General features: G+C 60.9%; 24 protein-coding genes. 12 read left to right on the top strand and 12 right to left on the bottom strand.

Annotated features, from left to right (window positions below):
• Positions 1-215 precede the first annotated feature (215 nt).
• The 9 genes from NHU87_RS10890 to nrdR all read right to left on the bottom strand — a co-directional run bounded on the left by NHU87_RS10890 (position 216) and on the right by nrdR (position 7,099).
• A complete protein-coding gene (locus NHU87_RS10890; protein WP_253548528.1) occupies positions 216-953 on the bottom strand; it encodes a substrate-binding periplasmic protein in 738 nt (245 codons plus the stop codon).
• Between the two features lie 23 nt (positions 954-976).
• Complete coding sequence (locus tag NHU87_RS10885; protein WP_253548165.1) at positions 977-1,480, bottom strand: phosphatidylglycerophosphatase A family protein; 504 nt, start codon at positions 1,478-1,480, stop codon at positions 977-979.
• Positions 1,477-2,442, bottom strand: coding sequence for a thiamine-phosphate kinase (gene thiL / locus NHU87_RS10880; RefSeq protein ID WP_253548163.1), 966 nt, complete (start codon positions 2,440-2,442; stop codon positions 1,477-1,479). Before thiL ends, NHU87_RS10885 begins: the two co-directional genes overlap by 4 nt.
• A gap of 179 nt (positions 2,443-2,621) precedes the next feature.
• Entirely contained in the window at positions 2,622-3,122 is a 501-nt protein-coding gene (gene nusB, locus NHU87_RS10875; RefSeq protein ID WP_038981348.1) for a transcription antitermination factor NusB, read from the bottom strand.
• Positions 3,119-3,595: a 6,7-dimethyl-8-ribityllumazine synthase gene (ribH, locus tag NHU87_RS10870; protein ID WP_003228649.1), complete on the bottom strand. Its 477-nt coding sequence runs from the start codon at positions 3,593-3,595 to the stop codon at positions 3,119-3,121. Before ribH ends, nusB begins: the two co-directional genes overlap by 4 nt.
• A gap of 91 nt (positions 3,596-3,686) precedes the next feature.
• Positions 3,687-4,778, bottom strand: a complete 1,092-nt coding sequence (ribBA, locus tag NHU87_RS10865; RefSeq protein ID WP_007906834.1) for a bifunctional 3,4-dihydroxy-2-butanone-4-phosphate synthase/GTP cyclohydrolase II — start codon at positions 4,776-4,778, stop codon at positions 3,687-3,689.
• A 16-nt stretch (positions 4,779-4,794) separates the two neighbouring features.
• On the bottom strand, positions 4,795-5,457 hold the full coding sequence (locus NHU87_RS10860; protein ID WP_253548161.1) for a riboflavin synthase: 663 nt from the start codon (positions 5,455-5,457) through the stop codon (positions 4,795-4,797).
• A 47-nt stretch (positions 5,458-5,504) separates the two neighbouring features.
• Positions 5,505-6,638 carry a bifunctional diaminohydroxyphosphoribosylaminopyrimidine deaminase/5-amino-6-(5-phosphoribosylamino)uracil reductase RibD gene (gene ribD, locus NHU87_RS10855; protein ID WP_253548159.1) on the bottom strand — a complete coding sequence of 378 codons (1,134 nt, stop codon included), beginning with the start codon at positions 6,636-6,638 and terminating at the stop codon, positions 5,505-5,507.
• Positions 6,635-7,099 carry a transcriptional regulator NrdR gene (gene nrdR / locus NHU87_RS10850; protein WP_007906838.1) on the bottom strand — a complete coding sequence of 155 codons (465 nt, stop codon included), beginning with the start codon at positions 7,097-7,099 and terminating at the stop codon, positions 6,635-6,637. Before nrdR ends, ribD begins: the two co-directional genes overlap by 4 nt.
• Positions 7,100-7,216: 117 nt before the next feature.
• Between nrdR and NHU87_RS10845 the strand changes: the two genes are divergently transcribed.
• The 3 genes from NHU87_RS10845 to trxA all read left to right on the top strand — a co-directional run bounded on the left by NHU87_RS10845 (position 7,217) and on the right by trxA (position 9,386).
• Entirely contained in the window at positions 7,217-7,681 is a 465-nt protein-coding gene (locus NHU87_RS10845; RefSeq protein ID WP_253548157.1) for a YbaY family lipoprotein, read from the top strand.
• The gene (locus NHU87_RS10840; protein ID WP_253548155.1) at positions 7,678-8,379 is read left to right on the top strand and encodes a class I SAM-dependent methyltransferase; all 702 of its coding nucleotides are present in this window, start codon (positions 7,678-7,680) and stop codon (positions 8,377-8,379) included. Before NHU87_RS10845 ends, NHU87_RS10840 begins: the two co-directional genes overlap by 4 nt.
• 134 nt (positions 8,380-8,513) lie before the next feature.
• Positions 8,514-9,386 (top strand): thioredoxin, encoded by an 873-nt coding sequence (gene trxA / locus NHU87_RS10835; protein ID WP_253548153.1) that lies wholly within the window; start codon positions 8,514-8,516, stop codon positions 9,384-9,386.
• 72 nt (positions 9,387-9,458) lie between these two features.
• Here trxA and NHU87_RS10830 read toward each other — a convergent pair whose 3' ends face one another.
• On the bottom strand, positions 9,459-9,809 hold the full coding sequence (locus NHU87_RS10830) for a hypothetical protein (RefSeq protein WP_253548151.1): 351 nt from the start codon (positions 9,807-9,809) through the stop codon (positions 9,459-9,461).
• Between the two features lie 133 nt (positions 9,810-9,942).
• Between NHU87_RS10830 and NHU87_RS10825 the strand changes: the two genes are divergently transcribed.
• From NHU87_RS10825 to NHU87_RS10805, 5 genes are all read left to right on the top strand, one after another.
• A complete protein-coding gene (locus NHU87_RS10825) occupies positions 9,943-10,536 on the top strand; it encodes a DUF2796 domain-containing protein (protein WP_253548149.1) in 594 nt (197 codons plus the stop codon).
• A gap of 164 nt (positions 10,537-10,700) precedes the next feature.
• Complete coding sequence (locus NHU87_RS10820) at positions 10,701-11,411, top strand: ABC transporter ATP-binding protein (RefSeq protein WP_253548147.1); 711 nt, start codon at positions 10,701-10,703, stop codon at positions 11,409-11,411.
• Position 11,412: 1 nt separating this feature from the next.
• Positions 11,413-12,678, top strand: a complete 1,266-nt coding sequence (locus NHU87_RS10815; RefSeq protein ID WP_123498490.1) for an ABC transporter permease — start codon at positions 11,413-11,415, stop codon at positions 12,676-12,678.
• Between the two features lie 11 nt (positions 12,679-12,689).
• Complete coding sequence (locus tag NHU87_RS10810; protein WP_253548145.1) at positions 12,690-13,208, top strand: DUF3299 domain-containing protein; 519 nt, start codon at positions 12,690-12,692, stop codon at positions 13,206-13,208.
• Between the two features lie 223 nt (positions 13,209-13,431).
• Entirely contained in the window at positions 13,432-14,130 is a 699-nt protein-coding gene (locus tag NHU87_RS10805; RefSeq protein WP_253548143.1) for an OmpW/AlkL family protein, read from the top strand.
• Between the two features lie 155 nt (positions 14,131-14,285).
• On the opposite strand, the gene NHU87_RS10800 is transcribed toward NHU87_RS10805, so the two are convergent.
• Together NHU87_RS10800 and NHU87_RS10795 are read right to left on the bottom strand one after the other, a co-directional pair.
• Positions 14,286-15,215 (bottom strand): NAD-dependent epimerase/dehydratase family protein, encoded by a 930-nt coding sequence (locus tag NHU87_RS10800; protein WP_253548141.1) that lies wholly within the window; start codon positions 15,213-15,215, stop codon positions 14,286-14,288.
• A complete protein-coding gene (locus NHU87_RS10795; RefSeq protein ID WP_253548139.1) occupies positions 15,208-16,092 on the bottom strand; it encodes a sugar nucleotide-binding protein in 885 nt (294 codons plus the stop codon). The genes NHU87_RS10800 and NHU87_RS10795 overlap by 8 nt, the downstream gene beginning before the upstream one ends.
• A gap of 325 nt (positions 16,093-16,417) precedes the next feature.
• Here NHU87_RS10795 and NHU87_RS10790 point away from each other — a divergent pair, with 325 nt between their 5' ends.
• The 4 genes from NHU87_RS10790 (at position 16,418) to NHU87_RS10775 (ending at position 23,459) form a co-directional block, all read left to right on the top strand.
• Positions 16,418-20,743, top strand: coding sequence for a DNA glycosylase AlkZ-like family protein (locus tag NHU87_RS10790; protein ID WP_253548137.1), 4,326 nt, complete (start codon positions 16,418-16,420; stop codon positions 20,741-20,743).
• A 254-nt stretch (positions 20,744-20,997) separates the two neighbouring features.
• Positions 20,998-22,209, top strand: a complete 1,212-nt coding sequence (locus NHU87_RS10785; protein ID WP_253548135.1) for an MFS transporter — start codon at positions 20,998-21,000, stop codon at positions 22,207-22,209.
• Positions 22,210-22,332: 123 nt separating this feature from the next.
• Positions 22,333-22,629 carry a transposase gene (locus NHU87_RS10780; protein ID WP_253548133.1) on the top strand — a complete coding sequence of 99 codons (297 nt, stop codon included), beginning with the start codon at positions 22,333-22,335 and terminating at the stop codon, positions 22,627-22,629.
• Positions 22,626-23,459, top strand: a complete 834-nt coding sequence (locus NHU87_RS10775; protein WP_367399029.1) for an IS3 family transposase — start codon at positions 22,626-22,628, stop codon at positions 23,457-23,459. The genes NHU87_RS10780 and NHU87_RS10775 overlap by 4 nt, the downstream gene beginning before the upstream one ends.
• Positions 23,460-23,565: the final 106 nt, after the last annotated feature.

Raw genomic sequence — 23,565 nt, 5'->3', positions numbered from 1 at the left:
GCAGACGCTTAGGCTGAATTATCGGCTATAACGATCAAAATGTTTGATCATCGGGTCTACGCGATACATCCCTGTAGCAGCTGGCGCAGCCTGCGTTCGGCGGCGCAGCCGTCGTGAAACCTGTCGACTCGGTCAATCTCACACACCGCAGCGCCTGAACTTACGACGGCTTCGCCGCCGAACGCAGGCTTCGCCAGCTGCTACATGGGCTGCATTCAGTTCGAACCAAACGGATAAGGTTGCTTCCAGCGTTTGAAGATCGGTTTCAGCTTGCCGCTTTTTACCAGCACGTCCATGCGCTGATCGAACAGCGCCATTAGCTGCCGGGCCCGAGGTGTATCGGCAAAGCACAGAAACAGCGGCAACTCCGCAATATGCGTGCGGCGAAACAGCGACGGGTCCTTGGCTCGATTAACGATGTAATCGATTTCAGTCAGTGCATCAATGTAGTAGTCGGCGCGATTGTGAGTCAGCATCGCTAGAATTCCCGTACGCCGCGCGACTTCGTTATAGCGCTGCACATTGGGCAGATAAGCCTGGTACTTATAGCCGCGCACCCAGGCCAATCGGTAACTGCCCAAGGTATCCAGAGTCGGCGCCGGATTGCTGGCCAAGCCCAATGCGTAGATGTGATCGGTATCGAAATTCCATCGTGGATAAAGCAGGTCGCTCGCCTCCTCCCGATAAGAACCGACACAAGCGTCCACTTCGCCACGCTGTGCCAGGCCCATGGCGCGCGTATAAGGTTCGGTTCGAATGTTCAGTTTGACGCCCGCCGGCTCGAACACTTCGCGCAACACATCCCAGCCCAAACCATGGCCATCGGCGGCGGTAAAGTCTTCCCAGGCTTCGCTGGCCAGATGAATCACGGACGGCGTCGTCGGTGCGTCCCCCGCCCGGGCGAGCGAGCAAAACGCCGCGAAAACCATCAGCAGCAACCCGCGGCGCACCATCCCCAGTTCTTTCAATTGACGCCTCAGACGAAAAACCACACCAGCCCTTGCATCGCCAACCAGGCAAATACGCCTGCCAGCACGTCATCGAGCATGATCCCGACACCACCGTGCACATGCCGGTCGATCCAGTGAATCGGCCAGGGCTTGAGGATGTCGAAGAAGCGGAACATCAAGAACCCCGCCAGCAACCAATACCAACCTTCCGGCACCAGCCACAGGGTGATCCACATCCCGACCATTTCGTCCCAGACGATGCCTTCGTGGTCATGCACGCGCAAATCATCGGCGACCTTGCCGCATAGCCAGAAGCCGAACAGCATGGTGATGCCCAGCATCAGCCAGTAGCCCCAATCGGGGAGCATCTGCCACAACGGAATAAAGGGTAACGCCACCAACGAACCCCAGGTGCCCGGCGCTTTTGGCAGGGTTCCCGAGCCGAAGCCGAACGCCAGGAAATGCCACGGATTGCGCCAGACTGACGGCGGTACGAATTCCGCCGGGACCTGATTGGGATGATCTGTCACAGTGTCTCCCGAAAATGTTGATAACCCCGGATTGGCGGGGTGATGTCGTGTCCGTCGGCGTCCAGCAGTGTCACGCCCTGCCCTGCAACCACCTGCCCAAGCACATGGACCGGCCAGCCGTCCGCCAGCAACGATGGCAACTCGGCGGGCGGCAAGGTGAAGGCCAGCACATAATCGTCACCGCCACTCAGGGCGGCTTGCTCAGCACCGGACTGACCGAGGAAGGCCAGCAGCGCCTTCGACAGCGGCAGCTTGCTGCGCTCCACCTGAATCCCGACTTTCGACGCCAGGGCAATATGCCCGCAATCGGCGAGCAGGCCGTCGGAGATGTCCAGCGCCGCAGTGGCTCTGCCACGCAACGCCATGCCCAGACCCAGCTGCGGTTGCGGCGACCAGTAATGGGCACGCAACGGATCAGCGATGGCCGCGTCAGCCATTCGCTGGCCGAGCACCAGCGGCAATGCACCCGCGCCGTTACCCAGCTCTCCGCCCACGCAGAGCAAATCGCCCGGCTGTGCGCCGCTGCGGGTCAGCGCCAGACCGGCCGGTACCCGACCGAACACGGTCATGGTCAGGCTCAACGGCCCACGGGTGGTATCGCCACCCACCAGCGCCACGCCGCAATTTTGCGCCATGAGGTTCAAACCACGGGCGAAGGCTTCCAGCCAATCGGTGGTCACCGTCGGCAAGGTCAGGGCAAGGGTAAAGGCAATGGGAGCGGCGCCCATGGCGGCCAGATCACTGACAGCCACAGCCAGCGAGCGCTGACCGAGCAGAAACGGGTCGCAGGGGTCTGCGAAATGCACACCGGCCACGAGCGTGTCGGTGGAAATCGCCAACTGCTCCCCGGGGGGAACAGCCAGCAAGGCGCAGTCGTCGCCAATCCCCAGAGCAACGCCTTCGCCGCCTTGCGCACAAGGCGCGGCGGCGAAGAAATTGCGGATCAGCTCAAACTCACCCATCAGGTATCCTGTCTCACCAATGCTGTTCCTTTTTTAGCGGCGTCTGTTGTCGCCAGTCTGCGTTGCCGCTCCTCGCCATAGCCAGCTATGACTCGTCGCGGCGCCTTGTCTGACAACAACAGCCACTCGCCAAAAAAGGAACGCATCGGCGAGACAGGACACTGGCGTTCAAGCGCCGATCAGCGCTTGAACGCCTTCACTTCAGCTTCACGCAGACGCGGGGCCAGCTTGTCGAGCACACCGTTGACGAACTTGTGGCCATCGGTGGAACCGAAGACCTTGGCCAGTTCGATACCTTCGTTGATCACAACGCGGTACGGCACATCAACGCGCTCGAGCAGCTCCCAGGTGGACAGGCGCAGAACCGCCAGCTCAACCGGGTCCAGTTCTTCGATGGTGATGTCCAGGCATGGCGCCAGTGCGGCGTCGATCCGGTCCTTCTGAGCCGGAACCCCATGCAGGATTTCACGGAAGTAGGCGCCGTCGACATCGCTGAAATCGTTATCGACCCGAAACTGCGCTTCGATCTCGTTCAGCGATTGCTTGGCCATGTGCCATTGGTACAGCGCCTGAGTCGCGAGCTGACGGGCTTCGCGACGCTTGACGCTTTTCGATGGCTTGCCGGCATCCGCAGGCTTTGGATCGCGCGGGTTGAAACGATCGCTATCGTCGCTAATCACTTGGCCTCCAACTGCGCCAGCAGGCTGACCATTTCCAGAGCGGACAGAGCAGCTTCAGCACCTTTGTTACCGGCCTTGGTGCCGGAACGTTCGATGGCTTGTTCGATGGAATCAACGGTCAGTACGCCGAAAGCGACCGGTACGCCGAACTCCATGGACACCTGGGCCAGGCCCTTGGTGCACTCGCCCGCCACGTATTCGAAATGCGGAGTACCGCCACGAATGACTGCGCCCAGGGCGATGATTGCCGCGAACTCGCCCTTCTGAGCGACTTTCTGCGCAACCAGCGGGATTTCGAAGGCGCCAGGCGCACGGATGATGGTGATGTCGCTTTCGCTCACGCCATGGCGAACCAGGGCATCAACTGCACCGCTGACCAGGCTTTCAACGACGAAGCTGTTGAAACGGCCCACTACCAAAGCGTAGCGGCCTTTAGGGGCGATGAAGGTACCTTCGATGGTCTTCAGGGTCATTCGTTAGATCTCTTAAAGAGCCGGGACGCGTTTTCTACGCGTCCCTCAGTGATGTGTTAACCGCGAATACAGGCCCGCAAACTGCCGGTCATTATTCGGAGGGCACGTATTCTACAACTTCCAGATCGAAACCGGATATCGCATTAAATTTCATCGGCGCACTCATCAGGCGCATTTTGCGCACACCCAGGTCCCGAAGGATCTGCGAACCGGCACCGACGATGCTGTAGGTGGTCGGTTTTTTCACGGCGCTGTGATCCGCGGTTTCGCGGATATGCGCCAGCAACACGTCGCCATCGAGCGGGTGACCGAGCAACAGCACCACGCCGCTGCCAGCCTCGGCAACCGCAGCCATGGCGGCGCGCAGGCTCCAGCGGCCCGGTTGCTTGACCATCAACAGGTCACGCAGCGGGTCCATGTTGTGCACCCGAACCAGCGTCGGCTCTTCGGCGCACACGGTGCCCAGGGTCAGGGCCATGTGCACGTCGCCTTCCACCGAATCACGATAGGTCACCAGGTTGAACTGGCCCAATTCGCTGTCCAGCGGCTGCTCGGCAATCCGCTGAACGGTACGTTCGTGGATCATCCGGTAGTGAATCAGGTCGGCGATGGTGCCGATCTTGATGTTGTGTTCGGCGGCAAACGCTTCGAGTTCGGCGCGACGGGACATGGTGCCATCGTCGTTCATCACTTCGCAGATCACACCGCTCGGCTCGAAACCGGCCATGCGCGCCAGGTCGCAGGCAGCTTCGGTATGACCGGCGCGGGCCAGCGTACCGCCGGCCTGGGCCATCAGCGGGAAGATGTGGCCGGGGCTGACGATATCTTCAGCCTTGGCGTCTTTGGCGGCAGCAGCCTGCACGGTGCGCGCACGATCGGCCGCGGAAATACCAGTGGTCACGCCTTCGGCGGCTTCGATGGACACAGTGAACTTGGTGCCGAAACCGGAACCGTTGCGTGGGGCCATCAACGGCAGCTTGAGCAGTTCGCAGCGCTCGCGGCTCATCGGCATGCAGATCAGGCCACGGGCGTGCTTGGCCATGAAGTTGATGTGTTCAGGCTGGCAGCACTCGGCGGCCATGATCAGGTCGCCTTCGTTCTCGCGGTCTTCGTCATCCATGAGGATGACCATCTTGCCTTGGCGGATATCTTCAACCAGTTCTTCGATGCTATTGAGCGCCACAAGGCACCCCCTTGGGTCAGGATTTGAGGTAGCCATTGGCGGCCAGAAAGCTTTCGGTGATGTTACTGGAGGTTGGCTCTGCGGCTTTATCGCCTAAAAGCAGGCGCTCCAGATAACGCGCCAGCAAGTCGACTTCCAGGTTCACCCGGCGACCTGGCTGGTACGACGCCATGATGGTTTCGCTCAGGGTGTGCGGAATGATGGTCAGCAAGAACTCGGCGCCATCGACTGCGTTCACGGTCAGACTGGTGCCGTCGACGGTGATCGAGCCTTTATGGGCGATGTACTTGGCCAGGTCTTTCGGGGCACGGATGCGAAATTCCACGGCGCGGGCATTTTCGGTGCGGGCAACCACTTCGCCCACGCCATCGACGTGACCGCTGACCAGATGCCCGCCGAGACGGGTGGTCGGGGTCAGGGCTTTTTCCAGATTCACCGGGCTGCCGCTTTTGAGGTCATTCATTGCGGTGCAGTCGAGGGTTTCACGGCTGACATCCGCCGCAAAGCCATTGCCCGGCAATTCAACCGCGGTCAGGCACACACCATTGACGGCAATGCTGTCGCCCAGTTTGACGTCGCTCAGGTCGAGCTTGCCGGTTTCTACGTAAACCCGCACATCTCCGCCTTTTGGGGTCAATGCGCGAATACTGCCGATGGATTCGATAATGCCGGTAAACATGGAGTCCTCCTCGAGAACAGAGCCAGCGCTAGAGCAATGGCCGGGAATTATACGCTCGCCGATGGCACAGGGATGGCAGTGACTCGCCAGTCATCGCCAACCGCGCGGATTTCGGTGATTTTGAGCTCGGGCGCGTCTTTCATCTGCGCCAGTGGCCAGTCCAGTAACGGTCGAGCCGAGGAGCCGAGAAACTTGCCGGCGATGAAGATCTGGAACTCGTCCACCAGCCCGAGCTGGGCAAACGCGCCAGCCAGTCGCGGGCCCGCCTCGACCAGTACGTCATTGACGCCACGGTTGGCGAGTTCGACCAGCAACTGATGCAGATCGACCTGACCGTCATCGCCCGGTACGATCAGGCATTCCGGGCCATTGGCGTACTGTTCTTCCACCGCGACACACGTGGCGACCAGTGCCGGACCCGCCTTGAAAAATGGTGCATTCAGCGGCACCCGCAGGCGACCGTCGATCAGCACGCGAAGCGGCGGACGGCTCATGGCCAAGGTCGTTTGTTCAGCGTCCAGACCCAATTCGTCGGCACGTACGGTCAAACGCGCATTGTCCGCCAGTACCGTGTCGGCGCCGGTCAGCACCACGCTGGCCTCGGCGCGCAAACGCTGTACCGCCGAACGCGCCGCCGGCCCGGTGATCCACTGGCTCTCGCCGCTTTCCATCGCTGTGCGACCGTCGAGGCTCATCGCCAACTTGACCCGCACGAACGGCAAGCCATGTTCCATGCGTTTGAGGAAGCCTTGATTGAGCTGGCGCGCCTCGCCTTCCAGCACACCGCTTTCAGTGGCGATACCGGCCTGGGCCAGTCGTTGCAGACCGCGACCGGCGACTTCCGGGTTCGGGTCCTGCATCGCCGCGACGACGCGCGCCACACCGGCATTCACCAGCGCATCGGCGCAGGGCGGCGTACGGCCGTGGTGACTGCAAGGTTCGAGGGTCACGTAAGCCGTGGCGCCCCGCGCCTTGTCGCCAGCGGCGCGCAGGGCATGGACTTCAGCGTGCGATTCGCCGGTGCGCACATGCCAGCCTTCGCCGACAATCTGCCCGTCACGCACCACCACGCAGCCAACCCGGGGATTGGGGTGCGTCGTGTAATGACCTTTGCGCGCCAGCTCCAGGGCTCGGGCCATGTAATGCGCGTCGAGGATGGCTTGTTCCGGGGAGGTGGTCATTCTTTTACCGGCTCACGGGCGAGGCGATCGATCTCTTCGCGGAACTCGTTGAGGTCCTGGAAGCGTCGGTACACCGAAGCGAAGCGAATATAGGCGACTTCATCAAGCTTCTTCAGCTCGGCCATCACCAGTTCGCCGACCACGAGGGATTTGACCTCGCGTTCGCCGGTGGCGCGTAGCTTGTGTTTGATATGCACCAGCGACGATTCGAGGCGCTCGACACTCACCGGGCGCTTCTCCAGCGCCCGCTGCATGCCGGCACGGAGTTTTTCTTCGTCGAACGGCTGGCGACTGCCGTCGGTTTTGATCAGGCGCGGCAACACCAGCTCAGCGGTTTCGAACGTCGTGAAACGTTCGCCGCAGGCCAGGCATTCACGCCGGCGGCGCACCTGTTCGCCCTCGGCGACCAGACGCGAGTCGATGACCTTGGTGTCGTTGGCACCGCAGAAGGGACAGTGCATGGTGGCAGGCAACAAAAAATGGGAGGGCCATGGTAGCGCATCCCCGTGGCAAGACAAGCCATAGGGTTTGCGGTATACAGACTGGCTGTACATGGATTTCATTTGCTGGAGCCGCCAATGCCGTTACGACCGCTCGTTTTGCTCAGTCTTTTCAGCCTGCTAGTGGCCTGTGGCAGCGATGCGCCCAAATCCCAGCCGCCGACACCCGGCCCTGCACCGCAACAGGCGCAGAAGAAAGCCAAGGCGTCGGCCGAACTCGGTCCGCTGCCGGCTTATCAACGTGAATTGAGCGGCACCTTGCAGGGCGTGCCGGCCGGAGCCGAAGTCGAACTGGCATTGCTGGTGGTCGACGAAAAGGATCGCCCGCAACAATTGCTCGCCAGTTCCAACCTGATCGGCACCAATCAGCTGTTGCCGTTTCGTCTGCGTTTCAACCCTGAATCCTTTCCGGCCGGTGCCCGCGTCGAGCTTCGCGGCCGCGCCAGCCAGTCCGGGCAGTTGATTCTGCATCTGCCAGCGCGAATGATCACACAGCCAACCACCCAGGCACTGGGTCAGCTGCAATTCGTCAAAGCACCATGATTGCACCGCTCGACCTGCAACAGGCGTTAGGTGAACTGCTCGGCGATGCACAGCTTGTAGCCTGCGAGTTACCGGGCACCGAGCTGAAACTCTGGCTGATCGACGGCGATAACATGGACCGTGCCTTCAGCCCGGAAGAAACCCGGCGGATTCTTCACGAACCGCCGTACTGGAGTTTCTGCTGGGCCAGTGGGCTGGCCGTGGCTCGCTATCTCGCTGAGCACCCGCACTGGGTCGAAGGTAAACGGGTGCTGGATTTCGGCGCCGGCTCTGGGATAGCAGGGATTGCGGCGGTAAAAGCCGGGGCACTGGAAGTGGTGGCCTGTGACCTGGACCCGCTGGCGATTGCCGCGTGTCGGGCGAATGCCGAACTCAATGGCGTGCAACTCAGTTACTCGACGGATTTTTTCGCCGAGGCCGATCGGTTCGATCTGATTCTGGTGGCCGATGTGTTGTACGACCGGGCAAACCTGCCGCTGCTCGACGAGTTTCTCAGCCGTGGCCGGGAAGCGTTGGTGGCGGATTCGCGCGTGAGGGATTTTCGCCATCCGTTGTATCAGCGCATTGAAATGCTGGAGGCGATGACCCTGCCCGATCTGGCCGAGCCCGAAGAGTTTCGGCATGTGAGTCTTTACCATGCACTAAGAGCTTCGCGGGCAAGCCTCGCTCCTACAGGGTTAGCGTCGATTTCGAAATGAAGGTGAACCTGTAGGAGCGAGGCTTGCCCGCGAAGACGTCCCGTCAGGCAGCACATCACTCAATGGCCACCCCGCTTTCAGCCACCCCCACCAAGCCTTATAGTGACCACATCCACGCTTTTACGAGATCCCCCATGAGTCAGGAAACGCCGTACATTTTCGACGCCACGACTGCCGATTTCGACCAGTCGGTGATCGAGAACTCTTTTCACAAACCGGTGCTGGTGGATTTCTGGGCCGAATGGTGTGCGCCGTGCAAGGCCTTGATGCCGATGCTGCAAACCATCGCCGAGAGCTATCAGGGCGAGTTGCTGCTGGCCAAGGTCAATTGCGACATCGAGCAGGACATTGTTGCGCGCTTCGGCATTCGCAGCCTGCCGACGGTGGTGCTGTTCAAGGACGGTCAGCCGGTGGACGGTTTTGCCGGTGCGCAACCGGAATCCGCTGTGCGCACCATGCTCGAACCTCACGTGCAAATGCCGCCGCCGGCTGCTGCCGACCTGTTCGAACAGGCTCAGGCACTGTTTGATGAAGGCCGCTACGCCGACGCCGAAGCCACGCTCAAAGTGCTGCTGGCCGAAGACAACACCAACGCCAAGGCACTGATCCTCTACGCTCGCTGTCTCACCGAGCGCGGCGAACTGGGTGAAGCGCAAATCGTGCTCGACGCGGTCAAGACCGATGAGCACAAGGCCGCGCTGGCCGGTGCCAAGGCGCAGATCCAGTTCCTCGGTCAGGCCAGGGATTTGCCGGATGCGGCAGACCTGAAAGCGCGTCTGGCGAAAAATCCGCAGGACGATGAGGCGGTCTATCAACTGGCGATCCAGCAACTGGCCCGTCAGCAATACGACGCGGCGCTGGATGCCTTGCTGAAGCTGTTCATCCGCAATCGCAGCTACAGCGAAGGCTTGCCGCACAAGACCTTGCTGCAAGTGTTCGAGTTGCTGGGCAACGATCACTCGCTGGTGACCACGTACCGTCGCAAACTGTTCGCCGCCCTGTATTGACCACGACCTTGTAGGAGCACGGCTTGCCGGCGAAGGCGTCCTTGAGATCGCCTTCGCGAGCAAGCTCTGCTCCTACAAATTTGGTTCGATCCAGCTATAGAGCGGCGTATCGCCGCCGCTCGACACTTTCACATCTGCGCAATGTCGCAGCCGCACCAGCAAGCGCTTGCCCGCCGCTGCGCTGCCGGTCAGCCCTTCCAGTTGCTCCAGCAAATCCGGCCCGCTCAATTGCCCGGCCTTGCGCAGCAGCTCTTGGGCGATCTGCCACAGCGCATCGTCCTGATTTACCGGTTTGACGGGCGTAGCACTCGCCTCGGGTTTTGCTGCCTGCAACTGCGCACCGAACTGTGCCCAGTCGCCTTCATCCAGTTCCAGGGTCAAATCCACCGGCCAGTCGCCGATGCTTCCGCGTATTCGCAACATAAGTCTGCTCCTGCACATACCTGACTCGCATGCTCCCATGGGTCTTGCGCTACGCCAAGCAGACGGTCAAACTCTCGGCACTTTCGTTATAAGATTACATAACAAACTTTTCATTTTACTTCGGAGACCCGCCATGCGCCGTCTGCTGCTCGCTTTGCCGTTTGCCCTGTTGCCGCTGGCTGTCGCCCATGCGGCGGTCGAGCACGATCACGATCATGATGAACACGGCAGCCTCAGCGCCCACGAACATGGCGTCGGTCGCCTGAACGCGGCGCTGGATGGCCAGACTCTGGAGCTGGAACTGGAAAGTCCGGCAATGAACCTGGTGGGTTTCGAACACGCCGCCACCACCGATGCCGACAAGGCCAAAGTCGCCGCCGTCCGCGTGCAACTGGAAAAACCACTGGTGCTGTTCAACCTGCCAAAAGCCGCCGGTTGCGTGGTCGCGACTCAGGAACTGGAAAGCCCGCTGTTCGGTGACAAGCCGGATGCCGACGACCATGACGAAGAAGACGCCAAGGACGGTCACGAGCATCACCATGACCACAGCGAAATTCACGCCCATTACCAATTCAGCTGCTCGGCCCCGGGCGCGCTGAAGACCCTGGACCTGGCGAATGTCTTCAACACATTCCCGGCTACCCAGAAAATTCAGGTACAACTGATCAGCCCGAGCGGGCAGCAAGGGGTCGAAGTGACGGCCAAGGCTGCCGCCCTGAAATTCTGATCCAACACCAATCCCTGTAGGAGCGAGGCTTGCCCGCGAAGAGGCCATTAGATTCAACAGTGATGTCGACTGTGAGATGGCTTTCGCGGGCAAGCCTCGCTCCTACAAGGGTTGTGTTGAATGTGAAGTTGAGACAAGTACCCAAAACCCATGAAATCGGCGCCATGACCCAAGCACTCATCGAACTGTCCGACCTGGACTTCAGTTGGCCCGGTCATCCGCCGCTTCTGGATATCCCGGCGTTTCGTCTGGAACCGGGTGAAACCCTGTTCCTCAAAGGCCCCAGCGGCAGCGGCAAGACCACCCTGCTGGGCCTGCTCGGTGGCGTGCAGAAGCCCGATCACGGCAGCATTCGCCTGCTCGGCCAGGAGCTGACCGAGCTCTCTGCCGGCGCCCGTGATCACTTCCGCGTCGATCACACCGGCTACATCTTCCAGCAATTCAACTTGCTGCCGTTCCTCTCGGTGCGCGAGAACGTCGAGCTGCCCTGCCACTTCTCCAGGCTGCGCGCCGAACGGGCGAAACAGCGTCACGGCAGTGTCGATCAGGCGGCAGCCACCCTGCTCGCCCACTTGGGTCTGAAGGATGAAAACATCCTCAGCCGCCGCGCCGATTCGCTGTCCATCGGCCAGCAACAACGGGTCGCCGCCGCGCGCGCATTGATTGGTCAACCGGAACTGGTGATCGCCGACGAACCGACCTCGGCGCTGGACTACGACGCCCGCGAAAACTTCATTCGCCTGCTGTTCGCCGAATGCCGCGAAGCCGGGTCGAGCCTGTTGTTTGTCAGCCATGACCAGAGCCTCGCGCCGCTGTTCGATCGCCACCTGTCGCTGGCCGATCTCAATCGCGCCGCCACCCCGTCCGAGGTCTGAGATGTATTTGTTTCGTCTAGCCATGGCCAGCCTGGCTAACCGTCGCTTCACCGCGATCCTCACCGCGTTCGCCATTGCCCTGTCGGTGTGCCTGCTGCTGGCGGTGGAGCGGGTGCGCACCGAGGCCAAGGCCAGTTTCGCCAGCACCATTAGTGGCACCGACTTGATCGTCGGCGCGCGTTCCGGCTCGGTGAACCTGTTGTTGTACTCGGTGTTCCGCATCGGCAACGCCACCAACAACATCCGCTGGGACAGCTTTGAACATTTCGCCAACAACCCGAAAGTGAAGTGGGCGATCCCGATGTCCCTCGGCGACTCCCATCGCGGATATCGGGTGATGGGCACCACCGAGGCGTACTTCGAGCATTACCAGTACGGCCATCGACAACACCTCGAACTGGCCGACGGTCGCGCCTTCGCCAGCGATCCGTTCGAAGTGGTGCTCGGCGCCGAAGTGGCCGATGCGCTGCATTACAAGCTCGGCGATAAACTGGTGCTGGCCCATGGCGTGGCGGTGATCAGCCTGGTCAAACACGACGACAAACCGTTCACCGTGGTCGGCATACTCAAACGCACCGGCACCCCGGTGGACCGCACGCTGCACATCAGCCTCGGCGGGATGGAAGCCATTCACGTCGACTGGCACAACGGCGTGCCGGCGCGCGGCAATGGCCGGATCAGTGCTGACCAAGCGCGCAACATGGACCTGACGCCGCAAGCGATCACCGCGTTCATGCTCGGCCTCAACAGCAAGATTTCGACGTTTGCGCTGCAACGGGAGATCAACGAATTCCGTGGCGAACCGATGCTGGCGATCCTGCCGGGTGTGGCGTTGCAGGAGTTGTGGAGTTTGATGAGCACGGCGGAAAAAGCCTTGTTCGTGGTCTCGCTGTTCGTGGTGCTGACCGGGTTGATCGGCATGCTCACGGCGATTCTCACCAGCCTCAATGAGCGACGCCGCGAGATGGCGATTCTGCGTTCGGTGGGCGCTCGGCCGTGGCACATCGCGACCTTGTTGGTGCTGGAAGCCTTTGCCCTGGCGTTGTCCGGAGTGATTGCCGGTGTGGCGTTGTTGTATGTGTGCATCGCTGTGGCGCAGGGTTACGTGCAGGCGAATTACGGCTTGTACTTGCCGCTGGCCTGGCCGAGTGAATATGAATGGACGCTGCTCGGTGGCATCCTGATCGCCGCGCTGCTGATGGGCAGCGTGCCGGCCTGGCGCGCGTATCGCCAATCCCTGGCCGATGGCCTGTCGATCCGACTATGAGGACATTAATGATGCCCCGCGCTGTGCTTGCGCTGTTGATGCTGGTTGCCCTTCCGCTGTGGGCGGCCGAGCCGAAAGACCTGACCTGGTCGGAAATGATCCCGCCGGATGCGGCGCCAGAAGTGCCGAACATGACGCCGCTGCATGATCTGTCGAAGATGAGCGATGCGTTGTCCGCGGAGTCGGCCCCAGCGGCCAGGCAGGACATGCCAAACGCGCCGGTGGTGAAGAGCCTCGATGGCAAGAATATTCGTTTACCGGGGTACATCGTGCCGCTGGAAGTCAGCGAAGAAGGCCGCACCACGGAGTTTCTGCTGGTGCCGTATTTCGGCGCCTGCATCCACGTACCGCCGCCACCGTCGAACCAGATCGTGCATGTCAAAAGCGAAGTCGGCGTGAAGCTTGATGAGCTGTATCAGCCGTACTGGATCGAAGGTGCGTTGCAGGTCAAAGCGTCCACCAGCGAGTTGGCGGATGCCGGGTATCAGATGGAGGCGGACAAGATTTATGTGTATGAATTGCCGGAGTGAATCCGGTGGTTTTGTTTTGATTGTGAGGACGCCTTCGCGGGCAAGCCTCGCTCCTACAAGGAGAACACCAATCCCGTAGGAGCGAGGCTTGCCCGCGAAGAGGCCATCAAAGGTTCCGCAAAAATCGGGGCCATTACTGTTTCATTGAGCTGAATCAAAAGACCGTATCAGTTGGATCCCTACCATTGGACATCGAACATTTTTAACGTCCTTTGGAGCCCCCATGCACAAGTCCTTGCTCTGCGCTTCGCTGTTCACCCTCGCGCTCGCAGCCCCGCTCGCCCATGCTCACACCGCCGGTGACATCATCGTTCGGGCCGGTGCGATCACCGTCAACCCGGATGCCGACAGTTCCAGCGTCAAGGTCGATCAAGGTCCGCTGAAAGGCGCCGATCTGGGTGGCAAAGCCACCATGAGCAGCGACACGCAACTGGGTCTGAACTTCGCCTACATGATCACCAACAACCTGGGGATCGAACTGCTCGCGGCCTCGCCGTTCGAGCATGACGTGAAGCTCAAAGGCACCGCCCTCGGCGCCGCCAACGGCAAACTCGGCACCCTCAAACACCTGCCGCCGACCCTGAGCCTGGTCTACTACCCGCTGGACGCCAAGTCCGCGTTCCAGCCGTACATTGGCGGCGGTATCAACTACACCTGGATCTACGACGAGCACGTTAGCAGCGAAGCCGCCGCCAACGGCTTCAGCAACTTCAAGGCGAAAAACTCCTGGGGTCTGGCCTGGCAGGTCGGTGCCGACTACATGCTGACCGACAACGTGATGATCAACGCCCAGGTGCGCTATATCGACATCGACACCCGTGCAACCGTGGAAAACAACGCCGTCGCGCCGGGCACCCGGGCGAAGGTCGACGTTGATGTGGACCCGTTCATTTACATGGTGGGTCTGGGTTACAAATTCTAAACCCGCTGCAAAAAAAGGCGCCTCGACAGGCGCCTTTTTCATTGATCGTTCCCACGGGCAGCAAAGGAATGCCTCACCGGACGCTCCGCGTCCGCTCTTGGGACGCGGAGCGTCCCTGGCTGCATTCCCACGCGGAGCATGGGAACGATCTAACCTCAGTGCCCCAGCAATCGCGCCAGACCAACACTCATTGGTGTCTGCTCGGGGTAGGTAAACCGCTCGAGCAAACGCCGGTTATTCGCGCGTGAATGGCGGATGTCACCGGAGCGCGAGGGGCCGTAGCTCACGGGCGGCAGCTTGCCGACAACCGCTTCGAGGGCTGTAAGCATTTGCTTGAGGGTCGTCGCCTGATTCCAGCCGACATTCACCGCGCCGACTTCGACTTGCGGCTTCTCGATGGCTTGCACCAGCACGTCCACCAGGTCCTCGACGTAAACAAAATCCCGAGTCTGCTCACCATCGCCGAACACGGTGATCGGCAAGCCTTTCTGCGCGCGCTCGCTGAAAATGCTGATCACCCCGGAATACGGCGAGGACGGATCCTGGCGCGGGCCGAAGATGTTGAAGAAGCGGAAAATCACCGGTTCCAGATCATGCTGGCGACGATAGAAATCGAAGTAATGCTCGCTCGCCAACTTGTCTGCCGCATACGGCGTCAACGGTGCCTTGGCCGTGTCTTCGTCGATCGACTCACCTTCGCCATTATTGCCATAGACCGCGGCGCTGGATGCAAACAGCACCCGTTTTACGCCAGCCTGACGCATGGCTTCGCAAACATTCAACGAGCCGATGAAATTGCTCTGATGGGTCTTCACCGGGTCATCCACCGAAGCCTGCACCGAAGCGACCGCAGCCAGATGCGCCACCGCGCTGCAACCGACCATGGCCTGTGCCACCAGCGCGGCATCGGCGACATCGCCGACAATCAGTTCGACGAGGGGATTGTCCAGCGGCAGATTGCTGCGTTTGCCGGTGGAGAGGTCATCGAGAATCCGTACCGAGTGCCCTTTGGCGAGCAAGGCGTCGGTCAGGTGCGAACCGATGAAACCGGCACCGCCGGTGATTAAAACAGGGCCGTCAGCCATGGCGATAAAACCTATCCAGTAAGCCCGGGAGTGCCGCGCGCCAGGCGCGGGGCTTGATCCCGAAAGTGTGCAGAATTTTCTTGCAGGCCAGCACCGCGTGTTGCGGTTCTTCGGCTGCGTCGGGCCGAGCGGCGTGAGCCTGGGCGGTCGGCGCCTCGATGGCCAGCGGGTGTAAAGCGCGTGCTTCGGTAAGGATAGCCTGTCCCAGTGCCAGCGGCGTGGTCGCCTCATGCCCGGCGTAGTGGTAAGTGCCCCACAGCGGCGCGGAGCAATCGAGTTGCTTGAGCACCGAAATAATCACCCGGGCGGCATCGTCCACCGGCGTCGGATTACCGCGACGGTCATCGGCCATAAACAGTTCTTCAGCTTTCTCGGCCCGGGCCAGGAATCGCCCGAGGGTGCCGTCGGGGCTGTCATCGAGCAGCCAGCCGAAACGCAGCAATACATGCTGCGGACAGATGGCGCGCACGCTTTGCTCGATTCGCCACAAGGCCTGGCCGCGCAGGCCCAGCGGTACCGGTTCGTCTTTTTCGCTGTAGGCGGTCGCCCGGGAGCCATCGAACACGCGATAACTCGACGGTTGCAGCAGCACAATGTTGTGATGCTGGCACAGCTCGGCCAATCGCTCGATGGCTCGTTCCTGTTCGGCCAGACGCTGTTCGCTGACGGTTTCCGCCTGGAACCAGTCGAAGTAGTAGGCGAGATTGATCAACGCATCCGGACGGGTATCGTCGAGCAGTTGCGTCAGGCTCGCGGCGTCCCAGCCGTCTTGCGGTGGGCGGGGGGCGAGGAAACCGATGTCTTCCTCCGCACCGAGGCGAATCAGCGCCTGCCCAAGGGCATTTCCGCCGCCCAGTAACATAAGGCGCATTCGCATAGAGTCAGCAGGCCCAGTCTGATTGGAACGATGGCTTAATCGACATTGCCCGCAGGCGATGTCCTCGATAGTTGCCGGAATCGTTGCATTTTGCGGGTTTAGTGCGCAACCGTCATCCGTAAAGTGTAGATCTCCCGGATTTGCGGTGCTGCAACCGGCCCCATCGCGGGCAAGCCCGCTCCCACAGGGATCTTCTGTGAATGCAATATTTGTGAACAATAGAGAACACTGTGGGAGCGGGCTTGCCCGCGATGGGGCCCTAAAGGCTGGCAAAGGTCGTGAGCGGTACTTGCATCTTCCCCGACTCGCCCGCATAAATCAGGACATGAATCTGCCCATCCCCACGGACGCTGCCCTGGCAGGCTTCCACCCCGCCGTCAGCGCCTGGTTCAGCAATACCTTCGCGACGGCCACCGCCGCTCAGGCCCGGGCGTGGCCGTTGATCCGCCAGCGCCGTTCAACCCTGATCGCCGCGCCCACCGGCTCCGGCAAGACCCTTACCGCGTTTCTGGCCGTGCTCGATGATCTGGTCCATCGAGGCTTGGAGAGCCCGGACGGTCTGCCGGACGAAACCCTGGTGGTCTACGTTTCGCCGCTCAAGGCCCTGTCCAACGACATCCAGATCAACCTGCAAAACCCGCTGGCCGGCATTACAGAGCAGTTGCGGGTGATGGGCCTGCCCAACGTGCCGATCAGCACCGCCGTGCGCACCGGCGATACGCCGCAAAAAGACCGCTCGGCCATGCGCAAAACCGCGCCGCACATTCTGGTAACTACCCCGGAATCCCTTTACGTGCTGCTCGGCTCCGACTCCGGCCGGCAAATGCTCGGCACCACCCACACGGTGATCGTCGATGAAATCCACGCCATTGCCGCCAGCAAACGTGGCAGTCATCTGGCCCTGAGCCTGGAACGTCTGCAAGCGCTCTGCTCGCAACCGCTGGTGCGAATCGGCCTGTCCGCCACGCAAAAACCCATCGAAGCGGTCTCGCGCTTTTTGGTCGGCCGTGATCGCGAGTGCGACATCATCGACATCGGCCACGCCCGCCCACGGGATCTCGATATAGAGGTGCCGCCCGTGCCGTTGTCAGCGGTGATGGCCAACGACATCTGGGAATTGGTCTATGACCGACTCGCCACCCTCGCCCGTGAACACCGGACCACGCTGATTTTCGTCAACACCCGGCGTCTGGCCGAACGCCTGAGTCGACACTTGAGCGAACGCCTCGGCAAAGATGCGGTAGCGGCCCACCATGGCAGCCTGGCCAAAGAGTTTCGCCTGGACGCCGAACAACGGCTCAAGCGCGGCGAGCTGCAAGTACTGATCGCCACCGCCTCGCTGGAGTTGGGGATCGATATCGGCGACGTCGACCTGGTGTGCCAGATCGCTTCGCCACGCTCGATTGCCGGATTTTTGCAACGAGTCGGCCGCTCCGGGCACCAGGTCGGCGGCACACCCAAGGGCCGGTTGTTCGCCACCACCCGCGACGACCTGATCGAATGCGCTGCCCTGCTCGATTGCGTCCGCCGTGGCGAGCTCGACACGTTAGTGATCCCCGAAGCACCGCTGGACGTGCTGGCCCAGCAGATCATCGCCGAAGTCAGCTGCCAGGAATGGCAGGAACAGGCGCTGCTGGAAATGCTGCGCAACGCCTCGCCTTACGCCGCGCTCGACGAAAAGCACTATCAGGCACTGCTGAAAATGCTCGCCGAGGGTTACAGCGGTCGCCTGGGTGTTCGTGGCGCGTATCTGCACCGAGACGCCGTAAGCCGCACCCTGCGCGGCCGTCGAGGCGCCAAGCTGACCGCCGTGACCAGCGGCGGGACGATTCCCGACAACGCCGACTACAGCGTGTTGCTGGAGCCTCAAGGGCTGAACATCGGCAGCGTCAACGAAGACTTCGCGGTGGAAAGTATCGCCGGGGATATCTTTCAGTTGGGCAATACCTCGTATCGAATCCTGCGGGTCGAAACCGGCAAGGTCCGGGTCGAGGACGCACAGGGGCAACCGCCGACCATTCCGTTCTGGCTCGGTGAAGCACCGGGGCGCAGTGATGAACTGTCGTTCGCCGTGGCCCGCCTGCAAGCGCAGCTCGACGAGCTACTTGGCGCCACGCCCGGCAACTTGCAACCGGCCGTCGACTGGCTGACCGACACCCTCGGCTTGAACCTCGCCAGCGCCGAGCAATTGGTCGATTACCTGGCCCGGGCACGCCAGACCCTCGGCGCCTTGCCATCGCAAGAGACGCTGCTGATGGAGCGGTTTTTTGACGAATCCGGCGGTACACAACTGATCATCCATTCGCCGTTCGGCAGCCGTATCAACCGTGCCTGGGGCCTGGCCCTGCGCAAGCGGTTCTGCCGCACCTTCAACTTCGAATTGCAGGCCGCCGCCAGCGAGAACGCTATTGTGCTGTCGCTGTCCACCGGTCACAGCTTCGAGCTGGAAGAGGTCTGGCGTTATCTGCACAGCAACAGTGCCGAACATACCTTGATTCAAGCGGTGCTCGAGGCGCCGCTGTTCGGTGTGCGCTGGCGCTGGAACGCCGGGGTCGCCCTGGCGCTGCCGCGCTACAGCGGCGGACGAAAAGTACCGCCGCAGATCCAGCGGATGAAAAGCGAAGACCTGATCGCCAGCGTGTTTCCGGATCAGATCGCCTGCGTGGAAAACCTCGCCGGCGAGCGTGAGATTCCCGACCATCCGCTGGTGGAACAAACCCTCGATGATTGCCTGCACGAAGCCATGGACTGCGAAGGCTGGCTGGCGTTGTTGCGGCGTATGGAACAGGGCGATATCCGCCTGATCAGCCGTGATCTGCCAGCGCCTTCGCCACTGGCGGCGGAGATTCTCAGCGCCCGCCCCTACACCTTTCTCGACGATGCGCCGCTGGAAGAGCGCCGCACTCAGGCAGTGCTCAATCGCCGCTGGAGCGATCCGCAGTCCACCGATGATCTCGGCGCGCTGGACGCCGAGGCGATTACCGCGGTGCGTGATGAAGCCTGGCCAGCGCCCACCGGCATTGATGAAATGCATGAAGCGCTGATGAGCCTGGCGTGCATCGCCGATGCCGAGGCCCACGCCAATCCGAATTGGCTCGAGTGGCTGAACACCCTCGCCGATACTGGCCGAGCCAGTCGTTTGCAAATCAATACCGAACAATCGCTATGGTTGGCGCTGGAACGCCTGACCTGCCTGCGGGCGATTTATCCACAGGCCACATGGGCTCCACCGTTGGAGGCGTTGCCCGGTTTCGATGAAACCTGGGAGCCGGACGAAGCGGTGCTGGAAGTGATCCGAGCGCGGCTCAGCGCGTTTGGTCCGTTGCCGCTGAAGGCGATTGCCGAACCGCTTGGATTGCCGGCGATGCAAGTCACTCAGGCTTTGGCACAGCTGGAGCGCGAAGGCTATGTACTGCGCGGGCAATTCACCCCAGGCGCCCCTGATGAAGAATGGTGTGAACGGCATTTGCTGGCGCGGATTCATCGGTACACAGTCAAACGGCTGCGACGGGAAATCGAGCCAGTGGCGTTGCAGGATTTCATGCGTTTTCTGTTCGACTGGCAGCATCTTTCCACCGCGAGCCAAGGCCAGGGCCGCGCAGTGTTGCCGGCGATCATCAGCCAGTTCGAAGGCTACCCCGCCGCCGCTTCGGCGTGGGACAGCGACATTCTGCCGGCGCGACTCAAAGACTATTCGGCGAGCTGGCTGGATGAGTTGTGCCGCAGCGGCAAACTGGTCTGGACCCGCCTGACCACTCGCAACAAGAGCGCTAGCACGGCATTGCGCAGCACGCCGATTCTATTGCTGCCGCGCAGTCAGGTCGGCTTGTGGAGCGGCTTGACCGAGCAGACGCCGGTCAGCGAACTGTCGCCCAAAACGCAAAAGGTCCATGAAGCGCTCAGTCAGCATGGCGCACTGTTTTTCGATGAGCTGATTCACGAAGCTCATCTGCTGCGCTCGGAACTGGAAATCGCCTTGCAGGAACTGGTCGGTGCCGGGCTGGTAAACGCCGACAGCTTCGCCGGCCTGCGAGCGCTGATTACCCCGGCCAGCAAACGCCAGAATCGCAGCAGTCGTCGTGGGCGCGGAGCGTTTTCCGGCGGGATGGACGATGCCGGACGCTGGGCCTTGCTGCGCCGCGGTGCTGCCGCGCCGGTTGTGGATAAGCAACGACCGGCGCCTACACCCAGCGAAACCCTGGAACACATCGCCATGACCTTGTTGCGCCGTTATGGCGTGGTGTTCTGGCGCATGCTGGAGCGTGAGGCGGACTGGTTGCCGAGTTGGCGGGAATTGCTGCGCACATTTCATCGGCTCGAAGCTCGGGGCGAGATTCGTGGCGGGCGGTTTGTCAGTGGTCTGGCGGGGGAGCAATTTGCGTTGCCCGAGGCGATTCCCTTGCTGCGTGAAGTCAGGCGGCGACCTCATGATGGAAGTCTGATCGCGGTGTGTGGGGTGGATCCGCTGAACCTTGCCGGCACCTTGTTGCCAGGCGCGAAAGTGCCGGCGCTGGCGAGCAACCGACTGGTGTATCGCGACGGCATACCGGCCGCCGCCGAGATCGCCGGCAAGCAGCAGTTCTGGCTGGAGCTGGATCAGCAAGCCAGTGCCGAACTCCGCAATAAGCTGACTCGCCATAGTTCTCTGTAGGAGCGAGGCTTGCCCGCGAAGGAAGCGCTGCGGTGTATCAGCAGTACCGCGTCATCGTTCTTCGCGGGCAAGCCTCGCTCCTACAGGGTTTGTGTCGACTCATCGATATTACCCAGCCCCCTCGCCACAGGGTCCATTCATTCGCTCGATATTTGACCTGCGCGCAAATATCAAATGCCCATCCCTGTATTTTTCCGCACGACCCAAACCCCGACACTGCGCTCCATCAATCAATCCCCACCGGAGTTGCAGCCATGCCCATTGCCTTGCTCGCGCTGACCCTCAGCGCTTTCGCCATCGGGACGACGGAGTTCGTCCTCGTTGGCTTGTTACCTACCATCGGCGCCGACCTTGGTGTCAGCCTGCCGTCCGCCGGTCTGCTGGTCAGCCTTTATGCACTCGGCGTGGCCATCGGTGCCCCGGTGCTGACCGCCCTTACCGGCAAAGTCCCGCGCAAACTGCTGTTGTTGTCGGTGATGGTGCTATTCACGCTCGGCAACTTGTTGGCCTGGAAAGCGCCGAGTTACGAGTCGCTGATCATTGCGCGGATCGTCACGGGCCTGGCCCACGGGGTGTTTTTCTCAATTGGGTCGATCATCGCCACTAGCCTGGTGCCGAAGGAAAAAGCCGCCAGCGCGATTGCCATCATGTTCACCGGCCTGACCGTGGCGCTGGTCACTGGCGTACCGTTGGGGACGTTTATCGGTCAGCATTTCGGCTGGCGTGAAACCTTCCTCGCGGTGTCTGCATTGGGTGTGATCGCCTTCATCGGCAGCCTGCTCTACGTTCCGAAAAACATCGCCCACAGCAAACCGGCTTCGCTGATGCAGCAATTGCAGGTGCTCAAGCAGCCGCGCCTGTTGTTGGTGTATGCCATGACGGCGGTCGGTTACGGCGGTTCGTTCATTGCCTTCACCTTTCTGGCGCCGATCCTTCAGGACATTTCCGGCTTCAGCGCGAGCACCGTCAGCCTGGTCTTGCTGGTGTATGGCATCTCGGTGGTTGTCGGCAACATCTGGGGCGGCAAACTGGCGGACAAACACGGCCCGATCAGCGCCCTGAAAATCATCTTTGCCCTGCTCGCCGTCGTGTTGTTCGTGCTGACTTTCACGGCTGGCAATCCATGGCTGGCCCTGGCCACCGTGCTGGTCTGGGGCGCCGTCGCTTTCGGCAACGTGCCAGGCCTGCAGGTGTATGTGGTGCGTCAGGCCGAACATCACACCCCGAATGCGGTGGACGTGGCTTCGGGCCTGAACATTGCGGCATTCAACCTCGGCATTGCCGGAGGGGCATGGGGCGGTGGTTTGATCGTGGCGCACATGGGCCTGATTCATACCGCGTGGATCGGCGGCCTGGTGGTCTTGGTCGCACTGGCACTGACCGCCTGGAGTGGGCGTCTTGATCGATTGGGTCCTGTGTATGCCGAATCGGCTGAGGGTTCTGCCCGTATCGTCATAAGTCATTAATAAATCAAAAGATCGCAGCCTTCGGCAGCTCCTACATGGGCGTGTGAATACCTGTAGGAGCGAGGCTGTTGTGGTCGAACTTTTTTAGACCATGATGTAGGAGCGTCGATTTAAGGAAGCGTCATGGGATATCGGGTTGTTACGCCTGAAGAAAAAGCAGAAGCCATTCGCTTGGTGGTGAAGATGCATTACTCCGTCCCCAAAGCCTGTGAAGCCACTGGTGTGGGCCCCACAGCCCTGCGTCGCTGGGTTGTACGATGGCGTCGGGAGCAGGAAGGAATTGCTCAGCCGCCACGACTGCAAGATCAAGAACTTATCGAATCGCTTCAGGCAAAACTGGCGTTGCTAGAGGCCGAGAACCAAGTACTAAAAAAGCAATTGCCCTCTCATCTAAAGGTTCTGTTCGGTCGAACCAAATGATTGATGGCGTTAGAGGCTCGATGTCAATTCGGCGCATGTGCTCCGTGCTTGGCGTTGCCCGAAGCAGCTATTACACGAAGCGTAAAACCAAGCGACTAAAGCCTGGCCTGCGTTGGCTAAGGCGTAAACTTCGTGCACTGCATAAAGAACATCGGGAAGCCTTAGGTACTCGCGGGCTCTCCAAAGCGTTGAGAACAGAAGGGATCCACATCGGTCGCTATCGAATGCGCACACTGATCAAAAGCTTCGGCCTGCACCGTCGCAGACCGCGTTATGCCCACTATCGTCGTGCGACAAAACCGGCAGTCGTTGCTCCAAACATACTTGATCGTCGCTTTAATCCGACCCAGCCTGACACTCTCTGGGCAGGCGATATTACTTACATCAGAGTCGGTAATAGCTGGCTTTATCTAGCGGTAGTGATGGATCTGTTTTCACGCAGGATTGTGGGGTGGGCGTGCTCACGAACTGCCGACGCAGAACTCGCTGCAAAGGCCCTGAAGCTGGCGGTGGCATTTCGCCGACCAATGCCTGAGCTGCTATTTCATTCAGACCAGGGCTGTCAGTACACAGCTGATCGATTTGTTGCCTGCTTGGCAGAAAGCCGGATTGTTCAGAGTATGAGTCGTCGAGGAAACTGCTGGGATAACGCGGTGGTAGAGCGCTGTTTCAGAACATTGAAGCACGACTGGATGCCGGAGAACGGATACCAAAATCATTTCGAAGCGGAGAAGGATGTGATGGATTTCATCTCACATTACAACCATCGCCGTTGCCACTCTGCTTCGAACCACTTGCCGCCTGCGCTATTTGAGCAGCAAGCGGCCTAATGCTCCTACGAAATGGTTTAAAAAAACTGAACCACTACAGGCTTGCCCGCGAAGCTTTTCGCCTTACCGTCCGTACCCCCGTCGAAACTTTCTCGCACGCCCGGCA

The organism is Pseudomonas mandelii (assembly GCF_024138395.1).
GTDB lineage: Bacteria > Pseudomonadota > Gammaproteobacteria > Pseudomonadales > Pseudomonadaceae > Aquipseudomonas > Aquipseudomonas mandelii_E.
The sequence above is the reverse complement of the archived record's forward strand: the minus strand, read 5'-3'. Positions and strand labels throughout refer to the sequence as shown.

Coding starts and splice junctions, on each gene's coding strand:
- NHU87_RS10830 (WP_253548151.1), bottom strand. CDS start 9,809: ATGTTGCGAATACGCGGAAGCATCGGCGACTGGCCGGTGGATTTGACC.
- NHU87_RS10845 (WP_253548157.1), top strand. CDS start 7,217: ATGCCGTTACGACCGCTCGTTTTGCTCAGTCTTTTCAGCCTGCTAGTG.
- nrdR (WP_007906838.1), bottom strand. CDS start 7,099: ATGCACTGTCCCTTCTGCGGTGCCAACGACACCAAGGTCATCGACTCG.
- NHU87_RS10860 (WP_253548161.1), bottom strand. CDS start 5,457: ATGTTTACCGGCATTATCGAATCCATCGGCAGTATTCGCGCATTGACC.
- ribD (WP_253548159.1), bottom strand. CDS start 6,638: ATGACCACCTCCCCGGAACAAGCCATCCTCGACGCGCATTACATGGCC.
- NHU87_RS10825 (WP_253548149.1), top strand. CDS start 9,943: ATGCGCCGTCTGCTGCTCGCTTTGCCGTTTGCCCTGTTGCCGCTGGCT.
- NHU87_RS10800 (WP_253548141.1), bottom strand. CDS start 15,215: ATGGCTGACGGCCCTGTTTTAATCACCGGCGGTGCCGGTTTCATCGGT.
- thiL (WP_253548163.1), bottom strand. CDS start 2,442: ATGGGTGAGTTTGAGCTGATCCGCAATTTCTTCGCCGCCGCGCCTTGT.
- NHU87_RS10775 (WP_367399029.1), top strand. CDS start 22,626: ATGATTGATGGCGTTAGAGGCTCGATGTCAATTCGGCGCATGTGCTCC.
- NHU87_RS10785 (WP_253548135.1), top strand. CDS start 20,998: ATGCCCATTGCCTTGCTCGCGCTGACCCTCAGCGCTTTCGCCATCGGG.
- NHU87_RS10790 (WP_253548137.1), top strand. CDS start 16,418: ATGAATCTGCCCATCCCCACGGACGCTGCCCTGGCAGGCTTCCACCCC.
- NHU87_RS10840 (WP_253548155.1), top strand. CDS start 7,678: ATGATTGCACCGCTCGACCTGCAACAGGCGTTAGGTGAACTGCTCGGC.
- NHU87_RS10820 (WP_253548147.1), top strand. CDS start 10,701: ATGACCCAAGCACTCATCGAACTGTCCGACCTGGACTTCAGTTGGCCC.
- ribH (WP_003228649.1), bottom strand. CDS start 3,595: ATGACCCTGAAGACCATCGAAGGTACCTTCATCGCCCCTAAAGGCCGC.
- NHU87_RS10805 (WP_253548143.1), top strand. CDS start 13,432: ATGCACAAGTCCTTGCTCTGCGCTTCGCTGTTCACCCTCGCGCTCGCA.
- NHU87_RS10810 (WP_253548145.1), top strand. CDS start 12,690: ATGCCCCGCGCTGTGCTTGCGCTGTTGATGCTGGTTGCCCTTCCGCTG.
- NHU87_RS10815 (WP_123498490.1), top strand. CDS start 11,413: ATGTATTTGTTTCGTCTAGCCATGGCCAGCCTGGCTAACCGTCGCTTC.
- trxA (WP_253548153.1), top strand. CDS start 8,514: ATGAGTCAGGAAACGCCGTACATTTTCGACGCCACGACTGCCGATTTC.
- NHU87_RS10795 (WP_253548139.1), bottom strand. CDS start 16,092: ATGCGAATGCGCCTTATGTTACTGGGCGGCGGAAATGCCCTTGGGCAG.
- NHU87_RS10890 (WP_253548528.1), bottom strand. CDS start 953: ATGGTGCGCCGCGGGTTGCTGCTGATGGTTTTCGCGGCGTTTTGCTCG.
- NHU87_RS10780 (WP_253548133.1), top strand. CDS start 22,333: ATGGGATATCGGGTTGTTACGCCTGAAGAAAAAGCAGAAGCCATTCGC.